Source organism: ANME-2 cluster archaeon, assembly GCA_019429385.1.
Taxonomy (GTDB): domain Archaea; phylum Halobacteriota; class Methanosarcinia; order Methanosarcinales; family Methanocomedenaceae; genus Methanocomedens_B.
This window is the reverse complement of the sequence record JAHYIS010000012.1, coordinates 1-22,723: the sequence shown is the minus strand read 5'-3', so window position 1 is coordinate 22,723 and position 22,723 is coordinate 1. Positions and strand designations below refer to the sequence as shown.

26 protein-coding genes and 1 tRNA gene are annotated in these 22,723 nt (G+C 42.9%); 20 read left to right on the top strand and 7 right to left on the bottom strand.

All coding sequences use genetic code 11. The features are described from left to right. Positions 1–174: 174 nt before the first annotated feature. Positions 175–1,077, bottom strand: a complete 903-nt coding sequence (locus K0A89_05900; protein MBW6518016.1) for a hypothetical protein — start codon at positions 1,075–1,077, stop codon at positions 175–177. A 136-nt stretch (positions 1,078–1,213) separates the two neighbouring features. Between K0A89_05900 and trpD the strand changes: the two genes are divergently transcribed. The 5 genes from trpD to K0A89_05875 are packed head-to-tail and all read left to right on the top strand — an operon-like array spanning position 1,214 to position 7,252. Further along, entirely contained in the window at positions 1,214–2,242 is a 1,029-nt protein-coding gene (gene trpD / locus K0A89_05895; protein ID MBW6518015.1) for an anthranilate phosphoribosyltransferase, read from the top strand. Between the two features lie 6 nt (positions 2,243–2,248). After that, positions 2,249–2,944, top strand: a complete 696-nt coding sequence (locus K0A89_05890) for a phosphoribosylanthranilate isomerase (GenBank protein ID MBW6518014.1) — start codon at positions 2,249–2,251, stop codon at positions 2,942–2,944. A gap of 5 nt (positions 2,945–2,949) precedes the next feature. Then, the gene (trpE, locus tag K0A89_05885) at positions 2,950–4,533 is read left to right on the top strand and encodes an anthranilate synthase component I (protein ID MBW6518013.1); all 1,584 of its coding nucleotides are present in this window, start codon (positions 2,950–2,952) and stop codon (positions 4,531–4,533) included. Further along, positions 4,530–5,120, top strand: a complete 591-nt coding sequence (locus K0A89_05880; GenBank protein ID MBW6518012.1) for an aminodeoxychorismate/anthranilate synthase component II — start codon at positions 4,530–4,532, stop codon at positions 5,118–5,120. Before trpE ends, K0A89_05880 begins: the two co-directional genes overlap by 4 nt. A 32-nt stretch (positions 5,121–5,152) precedes the next feature. Then, positions 5,153–7,252 carry a thioredoxin domain-containing protein gene (locus tag K0A89_05875; protein MBW6518011.1) on the top strand — a complete coding sequence of 700 codons (2,100 nt, stop codon included), beginning with the start codon at positions 5,153–5,155 and terminating at the stop codon, positions 7,250–7,252. 256 nt (positions 7,253–7,508) lie between these two features. On the opposite strand, the gene K0A89_05870 is transcribed toward K0A89_05875, so the two are convergent. Continuing rightward, a complete protein-coding gene (locus tag K0A89_05870) occupies positions 7,509–7,928 on the bottom strand; it encodes a peptidylprolyl isomerase (GenBank protein MBW6518010.1) in 420 nt (139 codons plus the stop codon). A 221-nt stretch (positions 7,929–8,149) separates the two neighbouring features. Continuing rightward, positions 8,150–8,341 carry a hypothetical protein gene (locus K0A89_05865; GenBank protein ID MBW6518009.1) on the bottom strand — a complete coding sequence of 64 codons (192 nt, stop codon included), beginning with the start codon at positions 8,339–8,341 and terminating at the stop codon, positions 8,150–8,152. 146 nt (positions 8,342–8,487) lie between these two features. Here K0A89_05865 and K0A89_05860 point away from each other — a divergent pair. From K0A89_05860 to K0A89_05795, 14 genes are all read left to right on the top strand, one after another. Beyond that, positions 8,488–8,562, top strand: a tRNA-Gly gene (locus K0A89_05860). 85 nt (positions 8,563–8,647) lie between these two features. Further along, the gene (locus tag K0A89_05855; protein MBW6518008.1) at positions 8,648–9,946 is read left to right on the top strand and encodes an amidohydrolase family protein; all 1,299 of its coding nucleotides are present in this window, start codon (positions 8,648–8,650) and stop codon (positions 9,944–9,946) included. 18 nt (positions 9,947–9,964) lie between these two features. Then, entirely contained in the window at positions 9,965–11,197 is a 1,233-nt protein-coding gene (locus tag K0A89_05850) for an adenosylhomocysteinase (protein ID MBW6518007.1), read from the top strand. A gap of 251 nt (positions 11,198–11,448) precedes the next feature. Further along, the gene (gene mtrE / locus K0A89_05845; GenBank protein MBW6518006.1) at positions 11,449–12,324 is read left to right on the top strand and encodes a tetrahydromethanopterin S-methyltransferase subunit E; all 876 of its coding nucleotides are present in this window, start codon (positions 11,449–11,451) and stop codon (positions 12,322–12,324) included. Beyond that, positions 12,324–13,043: a tetrahydromethanopterin S-methyltransferase subunit D gene (mtrD, locus tag K0A89_05840; GenBank protein MBW6518005.1), complete on the top strand. Its 720-nt coding sequence runs from the start codon at positions 12,324–12,326 to the stop codon at positions 13,041–13,043. The genes mtrE and mtrD overlap by 1 nt, the downstream gene beginning before the upstream one ends. Beyond that, complete coding sequence (mtrC, locus tag K0A89_05835; protein ID MBW6518004.1) at positions 13,043–13,879, top strand: tetrahydromethanopterin S-methyltransferase subunit C; 837 nt, start codon at positions 13,043–13,045, stop codon at positions 13,877–13,879. The genes mtrD and mtrC overlap by 1 nt, the downstream gene beginning before the upstream one ends. Next, on the top strand, positions 13,876–14,187 hold the full coding sequence (locus tag K0A89_05830; protein ID MBW6518003.1) for a tetrahydromethanopterin S-methyltransferase subunit B: 312 nt from the start codon (positions 13,876–13,878) through the stop codon (positions 14,185–14,187). The genes mtrC and K0A89_05830 overlap by 4 nt, the downstream gene beginning before the upstream one ends. Further along, positions 14,188–14,913: a tetrahydromethanopterin S-methyltransferase subunit A gene (mtrA, locus tag K0A89_05825; protein ID MBW6518002.1), complete on the top strand. Its 726-nt coding sequence runs from the start codon at positions 14,188–14,190 to the stop codon at positions 14,911–14,913. A gap of 1 nt (position 14,914) precedes the next feature. After that, entirely contained in the window at positions 14,915–15,151 is a 237-nt protein-coding gene (locus K0A89_05820; GenBank protein ID MBW6518001.1) for a tetrahydromethanopterin S-methyltransferase subunit F, read from the top strand. Position 15,152: 1 nt separating this feature from the next. Then, positions 15,153–15,446, top strand: coding sequence for a tetrahydromethanopterin S-methyltransferase subunit G (gene mtrG, locus K0A89_05815; GenBank protein MBW6518000.1), 294 nt, complete (start codon positions 15,153–15,155; stop codon positions 15,444–15,446). 11 nt (positions 15,447–15,457) lie between these two features. Then, positions 15,458–16,396, top strand: coding sequence for a tetrahydromethanopterin S-methyltransferase subunit H (gene mtrH / locus K0A89_05810; protein ID MBW6517999.1), 939 nt, complete (start codon positions 15,458–15,460; stop codon positions 16,394–16,396). A 161-nt stretch (positions 16,397–16,557) separates the two neighbouring features. Continuing rightward, positions 16,558–17,019, top strand: a complete 462-nt coding sequence (locus K0A89_05805) for a 4Fe-4S binding protein (GenBank protein ID MBW6517998.1) — start codon at positions 16,558–16,560, stop codon at positions 17,017–17,019. Positions 17,020–17,037: 18 nt separating this feature from the next. Beyond that, a complete protein-coding gene (locus tag K0A89_05800) occupies positions 17,038–18,288 on the top strand; it encodes a formylmethanofuran dehydrogenase subunit B (GenBank protein ID MBW6517997.1) in 1,251 nt (416 codons plus the stop codon). Next, complete coding sequence (locus K0A89_05795) at positions 18,288–18,695, top strand: formylmethanofuran dehydrogenase (GenBank protein MBW6517996.1); 408 nt, start codon at positions 18,288–18,290, stop codon at positions 18,693–18,695. The genes K0A89_05800 and K0A89_05795 overlap by 1 nt, the downstream gene beginning before the upstream one ends. Here the strand turns inward: K0A89_05795 and K0A89_05790 are convergent. Then, positions 18,690–19,043 (bottom strand): hypothetical protein, encoded by a 354-nt coding sequence (locus tag K0A89_05790; protein ID MBW6517995.1) that lies wholly within the window; start codon positions 19,041–19,043, stop codon positions 18,690–18,692. The two genes, K0A89_05795 and K0A89_05790, sit on opposite strands and share 6 nt — an antisense overlap. After that, on the bottom strand, positions 19,043–19,918 hold the full coding sequence (locus K0A89_05785) for a hypothetical protein (protein ID MBW6517994.1): 876 nt from the start codon (positions 19,916–19,918) through the stop codon (positions 19,043–19,045). The genes K0A89_05790 and K0A89_05785 overlap by 1 nt, the downstream gene beginning before the upstream one ends. A 179-nt stretch (positions 19,919–20,097) precedes the next feature. Here K0A89_05785 and K0A89_05780 point away from each other — a divergent pair, with 179 nt between their 5' ends. After that, a complete protein-coding gene (locus K0A89_05780; GenBank protein ID MBW6517993.1) occupies positions 20,098–21,465 on the top strand; it encodes a hypothetical protein in 1,368 nt (455 codons plus the stop codon). On the opposite strand, the gene K0A89_05775 is transcribed toward K0A89_05780, so the two are convergent. Both K0A89_05775 and K0A89_05770 read right to left on the bottom strand, forming a co-directional pair. Beyond that, entirely contained in the window at positions 21,462–22,373 is a 912-nt protein-coding gene (locus tag K0A89_05775) for a UbiA family prenyltransferase (protein MBW6517992.1), read from the bottom strand. The two genes, K0A89_05780 and K0A89_05775, sit on opposite strands and share 4 nt — an antisense overlap. A 245-nt stretch (positions 22,374–22,618) precedes the next feature. Further along, positions 22,619–22,723, bottom strand: a 105-nt coding sequence (locus K0A89_05770; GenBank protein ID MBW6517991.1) for a ketol-acid reductoisomerase, incomplete at its 5' end; no start/stop codon positions are given.

Sequence of the window (22,723 nt, the reverse complement as noted above, 5' to 3'; positions counted from 1 at the left end):
ACAGCGCTCCATACTGGATTGCAAAATGTTTTTTAATTTATTGTTCCATTACTGGTATTGGATTTATGTTATAATTTTCTGCTGAAATTGAATAGATATTGGGCAAACATTTTTTAAATGCAAGAGTTTATTCCACAACTCTCCGACATCTCCTTAACAAAAAAGGCTATTCGCTTAACGAATAGCCTCATCATTAACCTGGGAGAACTCCCCGGTCAACACTACTTTGACAATATTGCCGTCCTGTGTAATATCATACCGGGTAAATCCTCTGTCAAGTCCACTATTTGCCAGGGTCCGGATATGTGAAAGAGTATCTTTTGCGGGATTGTAATAAACGGTAGTCCTGGTAAAAGTACCATCATCATTTCGGTGTATCCCAATATAGTACAAATCTGCGAATACGACCTGTGAATTCACGGCCTGGTATTCGGAATACTCATCAGAATGATTCAGCACAGGGAGGAATACATCATAGCCCGTTGATGGTACGACCCAGCTTTCAATTATGGAAAGGACTTCTTCGGCAGTATCACGGGATTTAGTGAAAATGGTGGGCACGCCCATGACATTCGCCCCCTTGACATCAGTTCTCAACAGGATGAGATATTGATTGTCAGCGGAAGGAAGCCCTATATATTCAAAGGAAACTGTTTTCGGACTCATATTACTCAATAATAGTATCTCATCATCTGGTAACTGGGCATAATACATCTGCATGGTTTTGCTTTGGTACAGCGTGTCAACATCACTGCTCGGTAATTGTTTCACGGTGGTAATGTTGTATGACAGTTGTTCATGCCAAGGCTGGAATGCAGTGGATGAAATATAATCCACATCTACGAACAGAGCTGAAGTGACATTTGGTGGTGACATCTGCAGACCATCGGTTATAGAATAGAAATTATGGAATACCTGTTTACCACCGACATTAAAATAATCTCCAGTTACAGTACTAACAGGTTGAATATCACCATTACCCCCGTTATCATTTCCAATGAAATAAATCACTGAAGAGAGCACCATTGATATTATCATAAAAGCAGCTATGATCTGTGTACCGGTTTTTGAATTCATTGAGGACCTATCCTTTTGTTTACCTGTATAAATTCAAAAGCATATATTATAATTGTTTTGATGTCACAAAGTATAAATATATTGTACTCATCTATACACCAATGTACATACATATACATTATATAGGTGATATACCATGCAGGAATTTATCCAGAAAATAACATCAGGACACGACCTTTCATCAGAAGAAGCCGAATCTGCCATTGGCAGTATCTTTGCAGATGCTACTGATGCCCAGATAGGCGCATTCCTGATAGCACTCAAGATGAAGGGCGAATCTGCCCGGGAGATAGCCGGCCTGGCCAGGGGAATGAAAAAGGCAGCAAATACGATAAAACCAAAGATCAGCGGCACGCTGGTGGATACGTGCGGTACTGGTGGGGACTCGTCCCATACCATCAACGTGAGCACGGCGTCGGCCATCGTAACCTCTGCGGCCGGAGTACCTGTGGCCAAGCACGGTAACTATTCCATTACTTCAAAATCGGGTAGTGCAGACGTACTGAAAGAACTGGGCGTGAGCATCGACCTGCCTCCCGAAAAAGTTGAACAGTCCATTGAAAAGGCAGGGATAGGGTTCATGCTCGCCCCCATCTTTCACCCATCCATGAAACGGGTAGGTGGACCCAGGAAGGAACTGGGTGTGCGTACCGTGTTCAACATCCTTGGACCGCTGACAAACCCGGCGAATGCCAGAGCCCAGGTGATAGGAGTGTTTGACGAGTCCCTTTGCATTACCATGGCAAATGTACTCAACCTGCTGGGCACAAAACGTGCCTTTGTGGTTCACGGCAGCGGCCTGGACGAGATATCAAACCTCGGGCAGACAACAGTAGCAGAACTGAATGGTGGGAATGTCGAATCCTATTCACTCACTCCGGAAGAACTGGGAATACCAAGGGCGAGCATACATGATATCACAGGCGGGACACCCCGGGAGAATGCTGCTGATATTGTGAAAATATTGAAAGGCATAAAAGGGGCTAAACGTGACATTGTTGTCATGAACTCTGCCGCTGCACTGGTAGTCGGTGAGAAAGCATCTGACCTGAAAGACGGTATAGAACTGGCACAACAGACCATAGATAATGGAAGTGCCCTTGAAAAGCTCAGGAACTTCGTGAACATTGCCGGTGTGCCCGACCAGTTGAACAAATATCTGTGAGAATGTATGCAACAATCAGCAAATAACCAGAACTTGAAATATTGTATCCCGAGGGTTAAGATATGTGGTATGAAGGATAGAATTTCAGTCCTGATGGCAACACGCTGCGGTGCAGATGCCGTAGGATTCATTACCGAGGTCCCGGTTGATACGCCGCGCAACATTGACAGGGAAACTGCCAGGGACCTGATTACAAGCATACCTCCCTTTGTTACATCAGTAATGGTGTGCATGCCTGATGACGTGTCACAGGCAATGGAATTAATAGATTATGTACGGCCTGATGCTGTTCAAATCCACAGTTCCATGGCTGTTGAGATAGTGAAAAAAATAAGGAAAGCCACTCGCGTGAAACTTATCAAGACCGTACATATCGACCAGGATACTGACATTGGAAATACGATCGCATACATATCACAGCTGAAACACACTGTTGATGCCATACTCCTGGATACGAAAGTCGATGACAGAACAGGGGGTACGGGCACCGTTCATGACTGGACCTTAAGCCGGGCCATAACTGCAGCCTCACACCTGCCCGTTATACTGGCAGGTGGTTTGAAACCAGGAAATGTTGCCGAAGCTGTCAGGACAGTCAGGCCTTATGCAGTGGATACGGCATCAGGTATTGAAACCGGTGGCAGTAAAGACGAAGACAAAGTAACAACATTCATCCGACAGGCAAAAGGGGCACTATTATGAATGATATGCAGTTTGACCTGACCAAAACCGGATTCTGCGACCTGGCAGCAATGAACAGACCAGCCATCATCCAGATGAGCGCCAAGACTGCCGCGCGGTGCACTCCCTTTGACCTCTACCATGCGTTAAGAGAGAACATCAGTGGAGCCTGCAAGTATTCCTATCTGCTGGAGTCAGTTGAGAAGGAACAGCGTCACGCACGGTTCTCCTTTGTGGGAGCAGACCCCGATGCAGTGGTCACCGTAAAGGACCGGGTGGTAACACTGGAATATTTAAAGCTCACACCTTTGATAAGGCATGTTTCAAATAACCTGAACAGTGTGTGTGATGTCGGAAAAGACGGGGTACAAAAAAGTCGTTTTACCGGACGGATCAAACCGGGTTTTGATACCCTGGATGCTGTAAGGGCAGCATTCCCTGCAAACGGCGCCGTGCTCTTGAACAATACCACTTTTAACAGGCAGACTTTCCTCGGAGGTATCATCGGGTTCAACTCCTATGACCTGGTACATGACTGCTGGATGGATAAAGCATCAGCCCATACCTCAGAGTTCCCTGATGCCCAGTTCGCACTGGTGAGCAAGACCGTCGTGTTCGACCACCTGACCGATACCATCCATGTGGTCATGACGCCGTTCATTGGCGAACAGGAAGATGCAGCATCTGTGTATGGGGAGACGAAAGACGAAGCAGTAAAATTGCTGTATTTCATTGAAGAAGCAAAACAGGTTGTATTTACCCCTGCCTCGCAAACATCACGGATAGGAAATATAGCCTGTAATATGGACCAGCAGCACTATGAACATGCTGTACAACGTGCACGGCAGCACATCATAGACGGGGATATCTTCCAGGTCGTGCCATCGCGCCGATACGAGTTGGACATCAAGCAGACCCCTATGGAAGTTTATCATACATTAAGAGAAGTGAATCCCAGTCCCTATATGTACCTGTTCGAGTTCGGTGATACAGGGATCATCGGCGCCAGTCCGGAAACGTTGCTGACCATCCACAATAGGAAAGTTATTACCAACCCTATTGCAGGTACCTGTCCCCGGGGAGCCACGCCCGAGGAAGATGAGGTGCTGGCACAGATGATGCTGGGTAATGAGAAAGAGAGAGCTGAACATGTGATGCTGGTAGACCTGGAACGTAATGACGTGAGAATGGTGAGCAAACCCGGCACGGTAAAAGTGGAGGACTTTATGAGCGTGCTGAAATATTCACATGTGCAACACATTGAAAGCACGGTAACAGGGCAGATGCGGGACGAGTGCGACCAGTTCGATGCCACCCGTGCTATTTTCCCTGCCGGTACCCTGTCAGGGGCGCCCAAGATACGGGCCATGGAGATAATCGATGAACTGGAGACCTCTGCCAGGGGTCCCTACGGCGGCGGTGTTGGATATTATTCACTGAACGGGGATGCAGATTTTGCCATCGTTATCCGTACGGTCGTAATGAAAGCCGGGAAGGCCTATATCCAGGCTGGTGCCGGTATTGTGGCCGATTCTGACCCCACGTACGAGTATAACGAGACCGAGCGGAAAATGGCAGCTATGATGAAAGCGCTGGGGGGCGGAACATGAAGGTACTGTTCGTGAACAATAAGGATTCCTTTGTGTGGAACCTTGTGGATTACGTATCGGTCTTTGAACCCGATACCCTGGTAGTACCTAATACCGTAAGCCTGGACGAGGTCAGCAAGATTTCTCCGGATGCCATTGTGATATCACCGGGCCCGGGCAACCCCCACAATCCTGCTGATATCGGTAACTGCATTGAAATTATCAGGACATTCGGCCCTCATACGCCTGTGCTTGGTGTGTGCCTGGGTCACCAGGCCATTGCGGCTGCCTATGGTGCCAGAGTGATACATTCTCCGGGTGGTCCGGTGCACGGTAAGACCTCAAAGATAACACACAGCCAGAGCGGGATATATGCAGGGCTGCCCCCGACCATAGTGGGTGGGCGGTATCATTCCCTGGTGGTGGAAGAAGAGAGCCTGCCGGAGGTGCTGGAAATTACTGCCAGGACCGGGGATGGTATTATCATGGGGCTGCGACACAGGAAGTATCCTGTCGAAGGGCTGCAATTCCATCCCGAGTCTGTGCTGACAGAGGTAGGGATGAAGATAATCGAGAACTTCTTGGGGATGGCCCGCAGGAACAGGTAATGTTTTTACCGTCCCGATACTAATATTGACTGATGGATAGAACCGGACCGCCCACCAAGAAGGCCAATCGATTAATTGCACAAAAGAGTCCATACCTGCTCCAGCATGCATATAATCCTGTGGATTGGTACTCATGGGGTCAGGAGGCTTTTGAAAAAGCCAAAAAGGAAGATAAACCCATCTTCCTATCAATAGGTTACTCTACCTGTCACTGGTGCCATGTGATGGAGCAGGAGTCTTTTGAGGATGAAGGGGTTGCAGAGTTAATGAATGAGGTTTTCGTCTCGATAAAAGTCGATCGGGAGGAGAGACCTGATATAGACAGTTTTTACATGGCTGTGTGTACTGCTATGACCGGAAGTGGTGGCTGGCCGCTTAATATAATCATATCACCTGATAAAAAACCAATCTTTGCTGGAACATATATTCCTAAAAGAAGTATGTACCAAAGAGTAGGGATGCTGGAGTTGGTTCCCCGGATCAGGGAACTGTGGGATACGCAACGAAAAGACATGGACAATCTGGGTGATAAGATCATTTCATCACTCAGGGAAGTAACTATGAAGGGAGAAGAGCTTACTGAAGAGACCCTTCATAATGCGTATGAACAGCTATTTGGAATCTTTGATGAACAACACGGGGGTTTTGGCAATGCACCCAAGTTCCCGTCACCGCATAATCTGAATTTCCTGCTTCGCTACTGGAAACGGACCGGTGATGAAATGGCTCTTCACATGGTGGTAAAGACCCTTGAAGCTATGAGCATGGGCGGTATCTATGACCATATCGGTTTTGGCTTCCACCGCTATTCTACTGATTCGAGATGGCTTGTACCGCATTTTGAAAAAATGCTCTATGACCAGGCATTGCTGACAATGGCTTACATAGAGGGGTATCAAGCTACCGGAACGAAGGAATTCAAAAACACAGCAAAAGAGGTTTTCACGTATGTTCTACGGGATATGACCGACCGAAAGGGAGGTTTTTATTCTGCACAGGATGCAGATAGCGAAGGGGTTGAGGGGAAATTCTATGTGTGGACCCTTGAGGAAATCCAGGGTGCACCTGGAGAACATGCAGACCTTGCAGTAAAAATCTTCAATATTACTTATGATGGCAATTTCAGGGATGAAGGTTCTGGAAAAAGTACGGGCAAGAATATACCTTACCTGAAAAAATCCATTCCTGAACTGGCTTTGGAGCTGGGAATGCAGGAAGATGAGTTCAAACAACACCTTGGATCTGCCCGGGATAAACTTTTCACTGCACGTGAAAAACGTATCCCCCCAGGTAAAGATGACAAGATACTAGCTGACTGGAACGGATTAATGATAGCTGCGCTGGCAAAGGGTGCAAGGGTCTTTAACGAATATGAATATGAAAAAGCTGCAACAAAGGCCGCCGATTTTATTCTGAGAACAATGCGCAGAGAGGAGAGGGGACTCTATCACCGGTACCGTGAAGGTGAATCAGATGTGCCTGCTTTTCTGGATGATTATGCATTTTTTGTGTGGGGATTGCTTGAACTTTATGAGACCACTTTTGATGTGAAATACCTGAAAATCGCTCTTGAACTCACCGAATTTCAATTGAAACACTTCTGGGATGAAGAAAATGGCGGTTTTTTCTTTACTTCAGATGAGGACACAGAGATGCTTTTCAGAAAAAAGGAATTCTATGATGGCGCAGTTCCTGCCGGCAACTCCATTGCCATGCAGAATTTACTACGTCTTGGCAGAATGACAGGTAATTCCGAGTTTGAAAAAAAAGCCATCCAAACCGGACAGGCTTTTTCCGGGAACGTTTCACTCTCACCTGCGGGATACACCATGCTCATGCAGGCGCTGGACTTTGCAATTGGCCCGTCCAGTGAAGTAGTGATTGCCGGCAATCCGAACGATGAGGACACAAAGGCGATGTTGGAGACTCTAAGACATGCATTCATTCCAAATAAAGTAGTCATTTTCCATCCAACTGATGAAGAGTCACCTGAGATTGCCAATATTGCCGGATTTGTAGGTGACCTGAAAAGTATCGAAGGCAAAGCAACAGCTTATGTTTGCCAGGACTACGCTTGCAAGCTCCCGACTAATGATAAGGAGAAAATGCTGGAGTTGTTCGAGTCACGATAAATGTGCATAGCTTTGGATTACAATAAACAGGAAAATTCTTCATTGGTCCCATTACCTTGGAACTATGGACTCTATCCCGGTGTCGGACAGAGTTGGACAACAAGAAAATCCTCCCTATGATCGGATTAACTTGAGTATACAAAGTTATACTTTATGTAAAAAAACAAAGCTATATGCAAGAACTACAAAAAAGTGGTGGGTAGAGCCTACCCAACCAGAATGAATGAAAACTACATATGAAAAGAGAAAAACCTGTTCAGACTACCGTTACCTTCTTCATCACATCGCCCTGCTTCATCTTATTCACCACATCCATGCCCTCGATGACCTGGCCGAACACGGTATGGACACCATCAAGATGGGGTTGGGGAGAATGTGTGATAAAGAACTGGCTGCCACCGGTGTCTTTTCCGGCATGGGCCATGGAAAGTGTCCCTTTCAGGTGTTTTCTTGGATTTATCTCGCATTTTATCTTATAACCAGGCCCGCCCGTGCCGTTGCCTATGGGGCAGCCGCCCTGGACCATGAAATTTGAAATGACCCTGTGGAATTTTAATCCGTCATAAAATCCGTCATTTATGAGTTTCACAAAATTCGCTACCGTGTTCGGTGCATCCTTCTCGAACAGTTCCAGGACGATATTGCCCTTATCGGTTTCAATGATTGCCTTTTTCATGCTTGGTTACCTCAGTAACGTGTTTAATGGTCATCGTTGGTTTAATAGTTTATGTTCAACGACTGCAGTATGGTATGAGCCAGATGTTAATCGCATGCTATCCATGTTGGGAAAATGGCTACTGGATGCAGACCCTGAAAAGTAAAAACTCCTCTGAATACCGGATGCTGAAGTTATTGCTTATGGGCTCTCTCATAAATCATTCTAAGATGAACTATGGTTCATTTTACCAGGAATGACAATACAATTGCGATAGCCAGGAACACAATAAATAGCACAGCAAATAATACCAGATATTGGGAATGGACAAACATCACAAATCCCAATATCGCTGATATCCCACTTGCCACCAGCAACATCACCAGAATGGTAAAAGCTACGTTGTCTATTGAATTTTTTTCGAATTCACTCATCTAACACACTCCATATATTATTTGGAATTAATTAAGCATAAAGCATTTGGTGACGTATCCCAATATTTTTTCAATATGTAATTATGATGCAATCCAAAAATCTATATACTATATTCTCTTATGGAAGTCTCACATTATTCCACTGTGCGCCGATAGTGTAGTGGTTATCACCGTGGCTTGCCAAGCCATGAACTCGGGTTCGAATCCCGATCGGCGCACCATTCTTCTTTTCAAGTGCCTGTTAACCGATATTCACATTTCATAACGCAAACCTTATAGAACATTGAAATACTATCTATTGTTCACATGTCTCGTATACTTATTAAGAACGGCTATGTAATTACCATGGACGGTCCACCCATCCGGGACGGGATCGTCCTGATAGAAGATAACAAAATTACTTATGTGGGCAAGGAGCCACAACAGGCAGAACAAGTTATCGATGCAAAAGGATGTGTCGTTATGCCTGGTCTGGTAAATGCCCACAACCATGCAGGAATGACATTATTTCGTGGATATGCCGATGACCTGCCACTGAAAGAATGGCTGGAAGGACACATATGGCCTGCCGAGGCAAAACTCACGGGCGAGGATGTATATTACGGCACCCTGCTTGCCTGTCTTGAGATGATACGCTCAGGAACAACTGCTTTTGCAGATATGTATTTTTTCATGGACCATGCTGCCAGGGCCGTAGAAGAATCAGGCTTAAGGGCATCCCTTTCCCACGGTATGATCGAATTGTTCAATGAAGCAAAAGGTGATGCAGACCTCAAGGAAGGTATACGTTTTGCGAATACATGGAATAATGCAGCAGACGGCAGGATTACAACAATGTATGGTCCGCATGCACCAAATACCTGCAGCAGGGAATTCCTGGCCAAAGTGAAGACACAGGCAGAAGCGGATGCTATCGGGATGCATATCCATGTACTTGAAACGAAAGCAGAACTGCTCGAAATGAAAGAGAAATATTCCATGTGCAGTATCCATTTACTGGATGAATTGGGTATTCTGGGTCCTGGCGTACTGGCAGCTCATTGTGTATGGTTGTCAGCCGGCGACATGGATATCCTGGCAAAAAGGGGAGTGAACATTGTACACTGCCCTGTCAGCAACATGAAACTGGCATCCGGTATCGCACCTGTGCCTGAACTATTAAGGAGGGATGCCAATGTTGCACTGGGTACGGACGGATGTGCATCCAACAACAGCCTGGACATGTTCGGTGAAATGAAAACCGCCGCACTGTTGCATAAGGTCAATTCGACTGACCCCACGGTCCTGCCCGCACACCAGGTATTGAAAATGGCCACGGTAAATGGTGCAAAAGCCCTCAAGATACCTGCGGGACAATTAAAACCGGGTATGCTTGCAGACATCATTATCGTTGATATGCAAAAACCTCATCTACTACCCAACAACGATCTGGAATCCCATCTTGTATATGCTGCAAGGGGCTCAGATGTCAGGACGACCATCGTGGATGGCAAGGTCCTGATGAAAGATGGTATTTTTACTGCCTTGGACGAGAAGAACATAATGGAACAGACTGCCAACTCTGTGGAAAAACTTATTCAGAGGGTCAAGGAACAGTCAAATTGATCATTTAGGAGACTTACAATGCAAACTGACATGATAGAAACAGGAAACATGAAGATAGAATGGGCACGTAATCACATGCCAGTACTGGCAAAAATCCGGGAAGAATTAATTCAGAAGCAGACCCTTGCCGGATATACTATAGGAATGGCACTGCATGTCGAAGCAAAGACCGCCGTACTTGTTGAGACCCTGGCTGCCGGCGGGGCTAACGTGGCTATTTGCGGGTGCAATCCTTTAAGCACACAGGATGATGTGGCCATGGCACTGGATACCAGGGAGAATATCTCGTGTTATGCCAGGTACGGTTGCACTGATAAAGAATACTATGATGCAATTGATGCGGTACTTGACCATAATCCAGACATTACGATCGATGACGGTGGAGACCTGATCTTCAAACTGCATACTGACCGCAAAGACCTTATTCCTAAGATCCTGGGTTCCTGTGAGGAGACTACCACAGGCGTGCACAGGCTTAAAGCCATGGAACAGGACGGTGCCCTTAAAGTTCCGGTCGTTGCCGTAAACGATGCAATGACCAAATATCTTTTCGATAACCGGTACGGGACCGGTCAGTCCAGCTGGGATGGTATTATCCGCACTACCAACCTGCTTGTAGCAGGCAAGAATGTGGTGATAGCCGGTTACGGATGGTGTGGTCGTGGAGCTGCGATGCGGGGGGATGGGCTTGGTGCCAATGTCATTGTGACTGAGATAGACGCTATACGCGCTCTGGAAGCAAAGATGGATGGTTACCGTGTCATGCCTATGATAGAGGCAGCAGTAATAGGGGATATCTTTGTCACTACTACAGGAAATATTGATATCTTAACGAAGGAACATTTCGAGGTCATGAAAGACGGTGCCATACTTGCAAATTCAGGACATTTTAATGTGGAGATAAATCTTGGGCAGTTGAAAGATATGGCACGGTCTGTCAAAACGGTACGTAACAATATTAAGGAATATGACCTGGGTGGCAGGCGGATACATGTACTGGCAGACGGACGGCTGGTAAATCTTGCGGCTGCGGACGGCCATCCTGCCGAGGTCATGGACATGAGTTTTGCCAACCAGGCCTTATGTGTCAAGTTCATTGCCAAGAATAAACTTAAACCTGGAGTACATCCTGTACCCGCGATAATAGATATAAAGATTGCTAACCTAAAACTTGAAGCACTTGGTATTTCAATCGATACAATAAAACCTCACCAGTTCAATTATATGGAAGCATGGGAAACAGGAACGTAATAGGATTTAATTTAAATCCAGTCTCTTTTTTTTTTCTATACATGTAGTGTACCTATTTCCCATCAATTCGTTCACTGCATGTTAATTTAGAAAACTTTATATGTGGTATCTGGTAATCCACTATAAACTAGTCCATACTAGTTTTTAGGACATAAATGTTGATGGTATCAGGTAACTATTAATTTGGTGTCATCACTAATATTTATATAAAGTATAGGAGGATGGATAGAACAATGGTTGATCCAATAATAATGGACCTGGGCATTGTTGCACTAACAGGGGCACTGGCTACTATTGCCGGTGCGGCAGAAGATCTTGAGTCGGATGTCGGCTCTCAGAGTAATCCGAACTCACAGGTGCAATTGGCCCCCCAGATGAATTTTCCACACAGGATCTTTAATAAGGCCATATCCGGTGAACCACCAGCTTACGGACTGTGGTGCGCTTCCGGAGCAACGGTGGCCAGCGTTTTAATAGCAAAAGACATGTCAATATTTTTTGCTATCGCAATCGGCTCTTTTGCAGCTGCAATAATCCTGGGATTATTTTCTGTGACCGCTCACATGGGACGGTCAGCAAGTCAAAGAAGATTTAAACAACCGGTTTATATGGATATGGTCCTCGGACATATCCCGGTAATAATGGCACATGGATATATCGCCGTATTTTGTATTGTATCATTTTCATACATAATGGACCACTTCATGGCACATCCCTTCCCACTGCCGCTTTTGGCATTCCTGTGGGGAGTTACTGCTGGTGCAATAGGTTCATCGACCGGTGATGTACACTACGGAGCAGAACGCGAGTTCCAGAACCAGCCTTTCGGCTGCGGATTGAATGCTGCATTCTCAGGTAACATAGTAAGAAAGGCCGAATCCGGTCTTCGTAACGGTATGGATAATGTCTGGGCATGTGCGAAGTTTGGCGGTCCCCTGACCGGACTGGCTCTTGGTTTAACAGTGTTCCTTGATAACTGGAGATCAACAGTATTCGAAGGAATGAATACAATAATTGCCGGTCTGATAATTGTCTTGATACTGATACTTGCCAATAGAATGGTTGAGGTAAAAGCAAGAAAGGCATACGGACCATACAAGGATGTAGATGGAGGTGTAGCAGCATAATGGACCCAATTACTATCATATTAATTACATTGGGAGGAGTTCTCATTGGTGTTGGTGTTCACTTTATACCTGTGGGTGGTGCCCCAGCGGCTATGGCCCAGGCAACAGGCGTAGGTACAGGTACTGTCCAACTGGCTGCCGGTGCAGGTTTGACCGGACTTATCAGTGCAGGATTCATGTATAACCATCTTGCAATTAGTGGTGAATTCACGGGTTCTGATTTCATGCTGGTAATGGCATCAGGTGCAGTAGGCGCAATGATCATGATAACTGTGACCATGTTCATTGGTCAGGTAATATATGTCTATGGTGTAGGTGTACCGCCGGTATCTGCAAAGGTCAAGAAAGACCCCATCACCGGAGATGTGCAGGATATTTATGTATCAAAAGGTACTGAAGGACATGGAGTTCCTACTGTCAGTTTTGTGAGCGGTACCATCGGTGCTTTGCTCGGAGGCGTTGGCGGTTCAATGATCTATGTCCAGTTAATGGAAATTGTTGGTGACCCTACAAATTTAGGCGCTGTCGCTCTTGCAGGTATATTTGCCACAGGAGTGTTCTATGTGAACTCTGTTCTGGCTTCCTACAATATCGGTGGTACTATCGAAGGTTTCCACGATCCTAAGTTTAAGAGAGTACCAAAAGCAATTGTATCCTGCCTGATAGCTTCACTGTTGTGCGCTATTATTGCAGTACCAATTATGGGAGGTGTTGTATAATGTCAACAGCAGCAGGAGGACCCGTTAAAGGATTACTTAACCCGAACCAGGTCATTATTCTCGGTGCCGTTGGAGGACTTGCCGGAATCTACCTTACAATGCTTAACCAGGCCATGGATACGACCGTATTCTCATTCCTCGGAGGCATCGGTGCAATATTTGCAGCAGTCTGGGGTGCAGATGCGGTACGCCGTGTATGCAGTTACGGTCTGGGTACCGGTGTTCCATCAATAGGTATGTTGGCTCTTGGTATGGGTATTGTGGCATCCATGTTCGGACTAACCCTTCCTGAAGTTGCAGGAATTCCCGTCGTTGCAGGCCCGATCATAGCATTCATAGTTGCAGCCATAATCGGACTTGTTATTGGTGTCATGTCAAACAAGATACTGAAGATGAACATCCCCATCATGGAAAAATCCATGGTCGAGATCGCAGGTGCCGGAGCTCTTGTCATGATCGGCCTGTCAACAGCTATTGCAGGTAGTTTCAATATTATTGATATAATGCCGGCAGTGGTTGAGACAGGGTTCATTGCACTGGTCTTTATCGGTGGTGCGATGGCGATATTACATCCATTCAATGCCTGCCTGGGTCCTGACGAAAAACAGGACCGAACTCTCATGGTCGCAGTTGAGAAAGGAGCACTTATCATGGCTGTTGCCGGATTTGCTTCTCTGGCAGTTGAAAGTATGGATGGTATATCCGGTGCATTGACCACAATAGTAGGCTTGGTGATCTGGGTGGTCTATTTCAAGAAGTTCATGAAATTGACCCATCGTGATGCACACCTGATAACAGGAACAGGTTTACTTCCAACCGCGGAGGAATTAGAATGAGCCACGTAAGAGTTGCACCTGAATTCCATTTAATACTGGAACCCATGTCAGGTATTCTGGCAGAGGAAAATGATGATATACTTGAGTATTCTCTGGACCATATATCAACAGTGGTGGACGAACTGGATAAAATTGTAACTGACATGATGAACTCGTTGGGTCCGGATAAACCACTATTGTCTACATTCCCGGGTCGAGAGAAAGCCGCAGTAACGGCAGGTATATGGACGAACATATTCTACGGTTTTATTGGTGGTCTTATATTAATGACCCTGTTTGCCGTATTATTAAAATTAGGAGGCTTGTAAATGGCTGATAAAAAAGATGCAGCGATTGGATGGCCTGTCATGAAAGGGGAATACGAAATTGCCAGCCTGCATAATCCGGTTGCAGTGGCGACGTTAGGTTCCCATCTATCAGCAAAACCTCATCTTGATGCAGGAGCTGCCATAACCGGTCCATGCAAGACAGAGAATATCGGTATCGAAAAACTTGTGGCCAATATCATCTCAAATCCAAATATCAGGTTCCTTCTGGTTACGGGTTCTGAGGTAAAAGGTCATCTTACTGGAGATGCCATAATAAATATACATGCCAATGGTACCAAGGAAAACAGGATTGTCGGTGCAAAGGGAGCAATACCTTACATTGAGAACCTGACCGATGAAGCAATTGGGCGGTTCCAGGAACAGGTCGAATGTGTTAATTTAATGAACACGGAAGACCAGGGACAAATTACAGCCAAGATAAAGGAGCTTGTCGGCAAAGATCCGGGTGCTTTTAATGCTGAACCGATGGTAATTGAAATCAAAGACGAAGGTGAAGGTGAAGAAGAATTTAAAGGTATAAGACCAATGGCAGCAGAGGTTGCGCTCATCCAGTCCAGGATCCGGGCAGTAGAAGCTGCGACAACTGACATCGGTAATCTGAATAAATTTGCGTCGGGTGTCTATTCAGGTAAGATCGAGGGAGTAATGATGGGACTCACCCTGACACTTGGAATTCTTGGATTACTTATCATGGGAGGTGTATAAGATGGCTGAAAATTCTGACGAATATGTCTATGGAAAAGGCGTTCCCATGGTGGTAAGACCACCAGGTGCCGGTGTTTTTGATAAACTTCTTGAGAACATCAGGTACAAGGGACAACTTATTGCCAGAAACCAAAAACTGGATTCTGGAGTTGCTGCTGGCTTCGAAGGTCTTGTCATTGGATTTCTATTTGCGGTCATAATGGTAGGACTGCCCATTGTTCTCAGTGGAGGTATCTAACATGGCTGAAAATAAGGTCCCTGAGATAATAGTGGATGCTATGGATTATCAGGAGGTCATCAAGAAACTTAACCTCATAGATGAGAAGATAGAATTCACGAACAGCGAGATGCAACAGAGAGTCGGTAAACGACTGGGCAGAGACATTGGAATACTGTACGGCATCTGTATTGGACTTATTCTTGTGGTAATGTATCTATTGGTCGTGACCACATTGGGATTAACTCCCACAACCACAGTTCAATTACAGGAGGGAGAATCCCTTTTGTCAGCAGTAATAAGAATATTGTTATGAGGTGATAATAGATGTTCAGATTTGATAAAGAACAAGAAGTCTTTGAGTTTGGTGGCGTGAAGATGGGGGGACAGCCAGGGCAATATCCAACTGTCCTTATCAGTACCATGTTCTACGGCAAGCACAAAATCGTGAGTGACGAAGATAAAGGTATATTTGATAAAGATGCGGCTGAGAAATTGTGGAAAACCCAGCAAGAGATGGGAGACCTGACAGGTATTCCCTATATCAACCAGATAGTAGGCGAAACACCGGAAGCTATTAAGAAATTTATTGACTGGTTCGTCGAAGTGGATAATAAAACAGCATTCCTGATAGATTCATCTGCTGGTGATGTACGTGCAGCCGCAGCAGCGTATTGTACCGAGATTGGCGTAGCTGACAGGGCCATACATAATTCTATCAATGCCAGTGTCAATGAAGAAGAGATTACTGCGTTAAGGGAAAGCGACCTTGATGCAGCCATTGTACTGGCATTCAATGCTACCGACCCCACTGTGAAAGGTAAGATGGAGATCCTTGAGGTTGGCGGCACAGGCCAGGCCAAAGGAATGCTGGAAATTGCCAAGGATTGCGGTATAAAGCGCCCTATCATCGATGTGGCTGCTATGCCACCTGGTGCAGGTTCTGGTGCGACCATACGGTCTATCATGGCTGTCAAGGGACATCTGGGATTACCTACTGGTGGCGGTTTCCATAATATGGCATCTGCATGGGATTGGCTTAAGAAGTTCAAGAAAGAACACAAGGAAGCCTATATGCCCACCGATATCGGAACTAATCTTGTAGCTCAGATCGTGGGTGCGGATTGCCTGCTGTATGGTCCTATCGAGAACGTCAGGTCAGTATTCCCGGCAGTTGCACTGGTGGATATCATGCTGGCTGAAACAGCTCACGAATTGGGTATCGATACGCTGGACCCTAACCATCCAATCAATAAACTGGTGTGAAAACACCGGTTTATTCTTTCTTTTTTACTTTTTTGTGATCTATTTACCACTTTGATTTATTCGTTGCAGGAAGTTTTTATTAGTATTCCACACATAACTTCAAATTACGTCATAATTCACCTATAGACTGTACTGTTCCATATTTAATGGGGGGTTACACAATGGCAAATGCAATGGAAATTTATAAACTACTGCCAAAAACCAACTGCAAGGAATGTGGTGAGTCAACCTGCATGGCATTTAGTGTCGCACTGCTCTCAGGTACCAGGCGGTTTACTGAATGCCCGCCACTTATGAAAGATGATAAATACAGCGATTCAAGGCAGAAACTTGAAAAAATATTAAAGCCCATCGAAGGTGCACAGGAGACCGGGCTTATCATCCATGAAGAACTCTGTTCCGGATGCGGGAACTGTGTAGTGGCTTGTCCTGTTGATGTAGCCAATGACCCACACGGGTCAGGCAGGGGATCAGCTCCTACGAACGATAAAGTCATATTCAAGGTTGTTGATGGTAAAGTGAAAGCAGCCAATGTAAAAGAATGCAGGCGGTTTGGCAAGGATAAGATTCTTTGCAGGGCATGTATTGACCCATGCCCAACCGAAGCAATTGAATTTGTGTAAGTTGAGTGAGGTTGATGCATGACTGAAACATTTACCTGGACCTGTACCGGATGCGCACTGCTTTGCGAGGATATCCAGGTAAGAAAGGTTGATAACAGACTTGAACATGTTGAGCATGCCTGCATGAAAGGCAAAGCCCGGATCTTTGGATGTAAAGACCGGGCTATTCCTGCAATTAATGGTAAAAAAGCAGATACTGATGATGCAATTAAGTATGCTGCCCGGATATTACGGGAAGCGAAAAATCCTTTGCTCTACGGGTGGAGCAATTCTACAAATGAAGCCCAGATGGCAGGTATCGAACTGGCCCGGACACTTGGGGGTGTCATTGATTCCACGTCATCCTTCTGCCAGGGTATTATTGTCAATGAAATACTCAACGGCTCCATCCCTTCATGTACATTGGAAGATGTAAGAGAAAAAGCTGATGTGATACTTTTTTGGGGTGCCGACCCCATGAGTTCCCATCCCAGACACATGTCCAAATATTCATATTTCCCAAGGGGTGAATTAAGGCAGCGAGGATATGAAGAGGACAGGACTGCAATCTCCATCGATGTAAGGCAGTCCATGACCGCAAAGATATGTAAGAATGGATCCCACAGAATACCCCCGGGAATGGATGCCGAGTTCATGCGAGGTCTGGTAGATGCACTATCGGGCCGTGTACCAAAATTATCCTTTGACTATGATGTTAAACGTATCCTTGAACTGGCTGCCATATTGAAGAAAGCGGAGTTCGGTGTGCTTTTTGCAGGATTGGGGCTGGTTTATTCCATAAAAGAAGATATTTCCCTGCTCTGTGAATTTATAAATGCATTGAACAAAATCTCTCATTATTCATTGATTCCGATGGCAGGTCATTTCAATATGCGGGGTTTTAATCATACTTTGCACGAGAAGTCCGGACATATTCATCGGGTGAAGTTCACAGAAGGGGAAGCGATATCCGGTATAGAGTACTCTGTGGTCGAGCAGATAAAAAACCATGCTGATGCAGTTTTGGTGGTAGGGTCAGACCCGCTTTCAAGTCTTCCTGCATCCATTTCGAGACGTTTGAAAGATATTCCTCTCATACTGATAGACCCTTGCATAAATATGACATCTCTGGTTGCAGATGTGACCATTCCCTCAGGTACATCCGGAATTGAAGTGGGAGGGACTTCGGTACGTATGGATGGCAAGACCATTAATATCAATGCTCTGGTTCATGGAAATCACCTATCTGATGAGATGATTATCAGACAGATTTTAAAGGAGATTAAATGATGGCAGTTGATGTTGGAAAATTCGTACGGGCTCCTGAATATGACATAACAGTGGTTACATACAGAGATGTGTTCCAGTCCACTGCATGTGAAGAAGACATTACCGGTAAGGAGTGTGAACGATTATCTGCTGTCATCGTGCTGGATGCTGGAGAAATGAAGCGTATGGGTATTCAGGATGGGGGGAATGTGAGACTCACATCAAAATGGGGTAGTATCGTTGTCAAAGCAGTGTTTTCACCAAAGGAAGAACAAAAAGGAATCGGGTTCATGGTAAACAGCCCCTGGTCAAACGCTCTGGTATCTGATGAAACAACTGGTGGTATTCCTGTATATAAAAATATTACGGTAAAGGTTAAAGCTACAAATGAAAAAATAATCAGCAAAAGAGAACTTCTTTCATTATGATACACATTTGTTAATAATTGATTTTGCTCTTGCAATTTCTATTGAGATGAGTTGCTGATGAGCATCGGGGTCAATAATAGTAGCTAATATAGTTGACCTGGATGAAGGTGTGATGTGAATTTGGTAACTCTTAAAATCGAACGTAGTTGCTTTTAAACCCTCTTTATTCATATTTCTCAATACGTGTTTGATTTGTTTTTCAAGCCAGAACATCACTTCAAGAATAGTACTGTCCAGGGGTGTTCTGACAGTTATTGGAGCCCCGTCAATGCGATATACAATACACGCATCCACTCCTTCTGTTTCGTAAAGATTGTCCAGTGTTTTTTCAAGTTTTGTTCGGTGCATTATTGTATGATTTCGTTTCTTTTTACTAAATTAAGTATGAATTGCGGACTTTCATTATGGTTCCAGTTATTTCTCAACAATTCGATTCTTTTTGCCAATTTATCACCGACTTTGTCAATTGTTCTGGATTCCTTGATAGCAGCAAGGAACTCTTTGTCAAATTTATTAATAGGAGTAACCTGGTTGATATCATGCTCTGAAGCAAGAATTACTAACCCTAGACCACTTTCGATCTTATAGGGATAAAGGCTGCTTCCATGTTTTGACCCTCTGTGTTTTACGATCCGAAGTGTTCTGTCAAACATTTCTCCAAAACCAAGATTATCCAGACGAAGTACCGTATCGGCAAGATAAAGTGGCATCATTGATCCAGCATGTATTGTATTGATGTTTTCAGATTCTTCAAGGGTAATGAGGGTTGTACCAAATTCCCTCATATTTTGAAAAATTGTGCTTATTGATTTCCTCTTATCGTTATCTAAATACATGGAATAATGCGTGAACGGATCAATTATTATCCGATTGTGTTGTCCTTGTGAAACATTTTTTTTTATTATATCGATAAGACTGATAGAAGGAAATGTGAGGTCTTCTCCATAAATGTGCAATATTTTAAGATTTTCATTTTCAATATGTTCTTCTATCTCAAGATAACCCAATGCCCTGCAATCACGAATAATCTGTTCCTTAGACATTTCTAATGAGATAAATAATGCTTTTTCACCGCGATTAAGCCCGAATAAGACATATTGAAGGCAAAATGTAGTTTTTCCAACACCAATACCGCCGTTAATGATGTTTACGGTATTTTTTCTGAATCCTCCCCCCATTAATTCATCTAATCCATATATCCCAGAAGTTAAACGTTCAGACAATGTAAAACACCCTTTTAAAGTTCTAACTCTATTTTTTCTTTTAAATCTATTTTCCTTGTTTATATACCTTATTATAAGTATATGATTTGTTACTGTTCTGTTGAATGGAATGTTTATGCAAACTACACATATTTATATTAACAAAGTAAAATGTAAATAAAATAAATATAGGGTTTTTCATGAGAACATTGACAGTTTTTAGCAATATTAAAAATGCGAAAATTGCTGCTGAGGAATTAATTGAGAAAGCTATGGCTTCTTTGACATTTGAACCAGATCTGGTTTTGTTTTATGCCACTTTGAAGTATAATGGACATTATCAGGAAATGCTTGATGTTTTCCAGAAACGATTTGGAGATATTCCACAGATAGGGGCTTCTGTGGATGGAATGATATTTCCGAACGATATTCGTACTGATGGGGCAGCCCTTGTGCTATGTGAAGATAAAGATGCACTAATTAACGTGACAAGTTCAAAAAAAAAGGGCGCTATAAATTCAGCAGAAAAGCTTGCTGCTCAAATTAAATGTGAAAAAGGGGTTGTGATTCTTCATTTTCCATTAGTTCATGTGCCCGGTTTGAAAAAAACGGGAGAATTCTTTGCAAAAGGAAGATACTACAGTTACAAAGCTTATCGAGGTGATGAAAACACACAACAAGAGATGGCGAGGAATTTATCAGATTATTGTAACCAGGAAAATATATTTTATTTACCTCCCACAGTGCTTGAAATATTTGCCAGAAAGCTTGATTATAAGGTGCCCATAGTCGGAATGAACCTATTGCATACGCAGGTAAAATTTAATTCGCCATCCATTTTCAGCAATTTTAAGGATATTGGTGGGGGGATTGCTGCTCTGGTTATTGAAAAGGATAATGTTGAAGTAGTATATGATGATATTTTTCCTAATAAGGGGGCTACTATGGAAGAGACGATTGAAAAAATAAAAGAAAGGTTTAGTGTTGTAAATGAATTCGATGCTCTATTTAAGAAGAATGTATTAATATCGCTTAGTGGTAAGCCCCCTTTAAAAGCTGTCAAAAATATAATTAATTTACTTGAAAAAAATGATTCCGAATTGAAAAATGAATTCGATAAAGGTAAATTTCAAGTTCAAAATCCATATATATTAATATTCTTTAACAAAAAAACAAATGGAATACAAAGTGTTGGTTTGAATGCATATTTTCCTTTTGACCTTTTTCCTTTTTTTTTGGATCTAACTGAATATTCAAATAAAGTGTTGTTAACTCATGAACCGATATATATCAATTTAAATGATTATATCTCGAGCTTATATCACTTAAATAATTTAGAACATTTTGCTTTTTTTATTATTGATGTTGGATCTATATCAGCTTTCGGAGATAGAATAATTAGTTATAATGACGAAATTAATAATTTATTTAATGAATATTTTGGAATAATTTCTGCTTCCCCATCTATTTTTTTACCTGACAGATATAAAAAACGCGAATATATTGCCGAGTCTGATGAAAACATATATTATATATCAGGTGGCGGTAACATTTTTACTACTATTTAGATGAAATTAGTAAAACCTAAAAGAAACAATGATGAATATACAGACATTATCATTGATTTTATGTTTTTCTGATCTCCGATTTCAAGTTTCCAATTTTTCTTACTAAAATGAAGATATGTTCTATCAATTAGATAAATAAATGGTATTACAATTATCACAGACATTGGATTGAAAATTCTTTCACTCGTTGCAATTAATATTATAAAGAAATAAAAAATTAAAAAAATACATGCTAAATGAATTAATTTTGATGGAGCAAACATCACTCCAAATGTTTTTAGCCCCGCTTCACGATCACCTTTTATGTCCTTTAAATCTTTAAGGAGAACTCCTGCTATGCCGAAACATAAAAATAAAAATGACAAAACTATTCCTTTAGTTATAGAATCAGAAAATATTAGCCAAATACTCATTGTGTAAGCTGGATATGCAATACTATACGTAAATATTTCACCTAAATAATGTGTTTTTAGGCGAAATCTTACTATCCTCTTGAGGAAAAAATTGTCCGAATACCACCATGTAATGATTACCCATATTAGGAAGTAAAAATAAATTGGTCGATTTAAGTATATCGATATCAGAAATACCAGAATTATTGAAATACTATATAATATTATTGATATTAATATAGCAGAGTTTTGAGAAATAATATTTTGAATCAATACGTTATTTTTATTATTTTTTATATCTTCTTTTATATCATTTGTATGATTCCAGAAATTTGAAGCTCCACTAGATAATAACGTGATAATAATTCCTATAAATAATAGAAAAAAATCGAATACATTCATTTCCGAATATTTTGTTGCAATGAGAAAAAGAAAACAAGAAAAAAATGGAATTGGAGAAATAATTGAGAATGGGGTAAAAGATAATTTTATCAATTCAATTATTTTATTTTCCATGAATTTTGGATTTTATGCTGAGAACAATCTTGATTTCTCAAAGATTTCCTGTGCTGCTTTTTCTTCTTCCTTTTTCTGTTCTTTGCTATCTTTCTTCATTTACTAAACTCTCCTCAAATATCAATTCTATGTCCATCATTATCATAGTGAGGACTAATTAAGTATTGATTTACTAATATAAAAACGTATCGAAATCACCACCGACAATATTTTCCTATTACTGACAAAAATAGAAAAATATGAGCTCAATCTTTATCAGGATTGAGCCAGGGCATCATTGCCCTTAATTTCTTGCCGACTACTTCAATTGGATGCTCGTTCTCCATGCGCTCCATGGCCTTGAGCACCGG

What these genes read in the sequence shown, in the direction of transcription:
- mtrA (MBW6518002.1), top strand. Translation starts at nt 14,188, where the DNA reads ATGGCTGATAAAAAAGATGCAGCGATTGGATGGCCTGTCATGAAAGGG.
- K0A89_05800 (MBW6517997.1), top strand. Translation starts at nt 17,038, where the DNA reads ATGACTGAAACATTTACCTGGACCTGTACCGGATGCGCACTGCTTTGC.
- K0A89_05880 (MBW6518012.1), top strand. Translation starts at nt 4,530, where the DNA reads ATGAAGGTACTGTTCGTGAACAATAAGGATTCCTTTGTGTGGAACCTT.
- K0A89_05855 (MBW6518008.1), top strand. Translation starts at nt 8,648, where the DNA reads ATGTCTCGTATACTTATTAAGAACGGCTATGTAATTACCATGGACGGT.
- trpE (MBW6518013.1), top strand. Translation starts at nt 2,950, where the DNA reads ATGCAGTTTGACCTGACCAAAACCGGATTCTGCGACCTGGCAGCAATG.
- K0A89_05850 (MBW6518007.1), top strand. Translation starts at nt 9,965, where the DNA reads ATGCAAACTGACATGATAGAAACAGGAAACATGAAGATAGAATGGGCA.
- K0A89_05790 (MBW6517995.1), bottom strand. Translation starts at nt 19,043, where the DNA reads ATGCACCGAACAAAACTTGAAAAAACACTGGACAATCTTTACGAAACA.
- K0A89_05805 (MBW6517998.1), top strand. Translation starts at nt 16,558, where the DNA reads ATGGCAAATGCAATGGAAATTTATAAACTACTGCCAAAAACCAACTGC.
- mtrE (MBW6518006.1), top strand. Translation starts at nt 11,449, where the DNA reads ATGGACCTGGGCATTGTTGCACTAACAGGGGCACTGGCTACTATTGCC.
- K0A89_05820 (MBW6518001.1), top strand. Translation starts at nt 14,915, where the DNA reads ATGGCTGAAAATTCTGACGAATATGTCTATGGAAAAGGCGTTCCCATG.
- mtrC (MBW6518004.1), top strand. Translation starts at nt 13,043, where the DNA reads ATGTCAACAGCAGCAGGAGGACCCGTTAAAGGATTACTTAACCCGAAC.
- K0A89_05780 (MBW6517993.1), top strand. Translation starts at nt 20,098, where the DNA reads ATGAGAACATTGACAGTTTTTAGCAATATTAAAAATGCGAAAATTGCT.
- K0A89_05865 (MBW6518009.1), bottom strand. Translation starts at nt 8,341, where the DNA reads ATGAGTGAATTCGAAAAAAATTCAATAGACAACGTAGCTTTTACCATT.
- K0A89_05795 (MBW6517996.1), top strand. Translation starts at nt 18,288, where the DNA reads ATGGCAGTTGATGTTGGAAAATTCGTACGGGCTCCTGAATATGACATA.
- mtrD (MBW6518005.1), top strand. Translation starts at nt 12,324, where the DNA reads ATGGACCCAATTACTATCATATTAATTACATTGGGAGGAGTTCTCATT.
- K0A89_05870 (MBW6518010.1), bottom strand. Translation starts at nt 7,928, where the DNA reads ATGAAAAAGGCAATCATTGAAACCGATAAGGGCAATATCGTCCTGGAA.
- mtrG (MBW6518000.1), top strand. Translation starts at nt 15,153, where the DNA reads ATGGCTGAAAATAAGGTCCCTGAGATAATAGTGGATGCTATGGATTAT.
- K0A89_05830 (MBW6518003.1), top strand. Translation starts at nt 13,876, where the DNA reads ATGAGCCACGTAAGAGTTGCACCTGAATTCCATTTAATACTGGAACCC.
- mtrH (MBW6517999.1), top strand. Translation starts at nt 15,458, where the DNA reads ATGTTCAGATTTGATAAAGAACAAGAAGTCTTTGAGTTTGGTGGCGTG.
- K0A89_05890 (MBW6518014.1), top strand. Translation starts at nt 2,249, where the DNA reads ATGCAACAATCAGCAAATAACCAGAACTTGAAATATTGTATCCCGAGG.
- K0A89_05775 (MBW6517992.1), bottom strand. Translation starts at nt 22,373, where the DNA reads ATGGAAAATAAAATAATTGAATTGATAAAATTATCTTTTACCCCATTC.
- trpD (MBW6518015.1), top strand. Translation starts at nt 1,214, where the DNA reads ATGCAGGAATTTATCCAGAAAATAACATCAGGACACGACCTTTCATCA.
- K0A89_05875 (MBW6518011.1), top strand. Translation starts at nt 5,153, where the DNA reads ATGGATAGAACCGGACCGCCCACCAAGAAGGCCAATCGATTAATTGCA.
- K0A89_05900 (MBW6518016.1), bottom strand. Translation starts at nt 1,077, where the DNA reads ATGAATTCAAAAACCGGTACACAGATCATAGCTGCTTTTATGATAATA.